Origin of the sequence: Actinosynnema sp. NPDC023658, assembly GCF_040639995.1 — a bacterium.
Lineage (GTDB): Bacteria > Actinomycetota > Actinomycetes > Mycobacteriales > Pseudonocardiaceae > Actinosynnema.
This window is the reverse complement of sequence record NZ_JBFAAX010000865.1, coordinates 1-2,324: the sequence shown is the minus strand read 5'-3', so window position 1 is coordinate 2,324 and position 2,324 is coordinate 1. Positions and strand designations below refer to the sequence as shown.

Annotated in this window: 3 protein-coding genes; 2 read left to right on the top strand and 1 reads right to left on the bottom strand. The window is 73.6% G+C overall.

Annotated features, from left to right (window positions below):
- On the bottom strand, positions 1 to 640 hold a 640-nt coding region (locus tag AB0G02_RS35730; RefSeq protein WP_360803532.1), incomplete at its 3' end, for an FAD-dependent oxidoreductase.
- A gap of 155 nt (positions 641 to 795) precedes the next feature.
- Between AB0G02_RS35730 and AB0G02_RS35725 the strand changes: the two genes are divergently transcribed.
- Together AB0G02_RS35725 and AB0G02_RS35720 are read left to right on the top strand one after the other, a co-directional pair.
- Positions 796 to 1,527 carry a hypothetical protein gene (locus AB0G02_RS35725; RefSeq protein ID WP_360803529.1) on the top strand — a complete coding sequence of 244 codons (732 nt, stop codon included), beginning with the start codon at positions 796 to 798 and terminating at the stop codon, positions 1,525 to 1,527.
- Positions 1,524 to 2,324, top strand: an 801-nt coding sequence (locus AB0G02_RS35720) for an NAD(P)/FAD-dependent oxidoreductase (RefSeq protein WP_360803526.1), incomplete at its 3' end; no start/stop codon positions are given. The genes AB0G02_RS35725 and AB0G02_RS35720, both read left to right, overlap by 4 nt.

Here is a 2,324-nt window from a genome sequence, read left to right as displayed (position 1 = left end):
GGGTCCGGAAGAGCAGGTCGAGCCGGGCGGCGGCGCTCTCGGCGCTGTGGCGGACGTCGTAGCCGCCGGCGTCGTGGACGAACGCGAGCGCGGCCGACCCCAGCGCGCGTTCGAGGGCCTGCGGCCAGGTCTGGCCGTCCACAGGGGACAGTCGCGCGCGGACGGTGCCCAGCAGGGCGTCGGCGCGGTGCCGATCGCCCCGCGACCACGCCTCGTGCCGCCGGCGGCGGAGGTCCGCGAACCCCGGGACGAGGCGCTCCGCGGCCTCGGTGACCAGTTCGTCGGGGGACGGCCCTGCCTGGTTGCGGCGGGTCGTGGTGCCGCGCCGGTGCACCAGGTTTTCGGGCCGGTCGAACGTGAACGGCACCAGGTCGGGTTCGAGGCCGAGGTGGCGGACCAGCGCGAGCACCGAGCGCAGCCCGCGGTGCAGGCGCATGGCGCCGAGGTCCGCGACGAGGTCCGGCACCTCCTCACCGCCACCGGCTGCGGGAGCGGAGACGGGCACGGACCACAGCCGGCCACCGACGCGGCGGGTCCGCTCGAACACCGCGACCCCGCCGGCCCGACCCGTTCCGCCGGCGAGGCGGTAGGCGCAGTAGCAGCCGCCGACCCCGGCACCCACCACCGCCACGTCGAGCACGTCGTCCCCCGTGTGCGCAGAGCATCGATGCGATCACTCTAGGCCATTTACAGTAGTGGTGACCTCGGGTACAGTCGATCGTTGCTCTCAGTGAAGGACTGATTTCTTTCCGTTGAGGTGTCGCGCGCGGCGGGTGCGACCGGAAGCGAGTCGTCATGATCTTCAGGGAAGACGTGCTGTCCGAGACCGGTACCGCCTACCGCCGGCTCACCGAGTACTACCGCGACATCCGGGCCTTCTTCGAGGTGCTCTCGGTCCGGTTCGCCCTGCCCGAGTACGGCGTGCGGCTGCGCCCCGTCGCGGGCAACGAGCTGTTCTCCAACGCCAACACCTACCTGCTGTCCGACGACAGCGCCTACCCCTACTACCTGTGGACGCCGACCTGGCTGGGTCGCTCCTACGTGGACGCCGAGCAGGTCGGGGAGGGGCAGGCCGTGGACGACCTGCGCACCTCCCGGGCGCGGTTGATCGCGTTCGTCTGGCCGTGGCTCGGGTTCAACGACGCCTACGTCGACGACGCCGCGCAGCCGGAGTGCTGGTTCGGCGTCGCGCAACCGGAGCCCGAGGACGAGGACGAGACGGTCCGCGTCACGGCGCAGAGCCTGTTCAACTACTTCCGCCTGGAGAAGACCTTCGAGGCCGAGGCCGCGGGCTGGCTCACCGGCCGGTTCCACAGCAACCCCTACATCGGCTGCAACCTCACCGGCCACTGGTTCCTGCGCCGGGTGCCGCTGTCCTCGCTCACCAGCTACTACCAGGTCGAGAAGAACGTGATCCGGCCGCTGGGCGAGAAGTTCGCCGCCCTGCGCCCCGGCCACGCGGCGCCCGTGCGGAACAACGGCCACCGCGCCACCGCGCTGGATGTCGTGACACCACCTCCGCGGTGACCCCGGCCCGGGGCGTGCCGGACCCCGACGTCTGCGTGGTGGGCGCGGGCTTCGCCGGGCTCGCCGTCGCGCGCGAGCTGCACGTCCGCGGGATCCCGTTCACGTGCCTGGACCGCGGCGCGCGGATCGGCGGCGTCTGGCACTACCCGGAGACCGGCGCGAGCCCCGCGTACCCGTCGCTGCGGCTCAACACCTCCAAGCACACCACGGCGTTCACCTGGTCGTCGATGCCGGGCACCTACCCGACCCACCCGCGCCACGACCAGGTGGCCGCCTACCTCGACGCGTGTGCACGCCCCTTCCGCGACCGCGTCGAGCTGCGCACCGAGGTCGACGCGGTCCGCCCCTCGGCGGCCGGGGCGTGGACCGTCACCACCCGTGACGACCGGGGGCGGGCGCGGCGTCGGAGCTTCTCGCACGTGGTCATGGCCACGGGGCACCACTGGACGCCGAGGTCGCCCGCGATCCCCGGCGTCGAGTCCTTCCCCGGGCCGGTCCTGCACACGCTCGACTACCGTGGCGCGGACGCCTGGGCGGGCCGTCGCGTCCTGGTGCTGGGCCTGGGCAACTCGGCCTGCGACGTGGCCACCGCCGTCTCCCACGTCGCGAGCCGCACGGTCCTGTCGGTGCGGCGCGGTGCCCACGTCGTCCCGCGTCACCTCCTGGGCCTGCCGCTGGACCAGCTGGCCCGGCGCTGGTGGTGGACCGCCCTGCCCGCCCGTGCGCAGAGCCGGCTGGTGGCGGCGGCGCTGACCGCCACCCGCGGCCCGCTCACCGCCCACGGCCTGCCCGAGCCC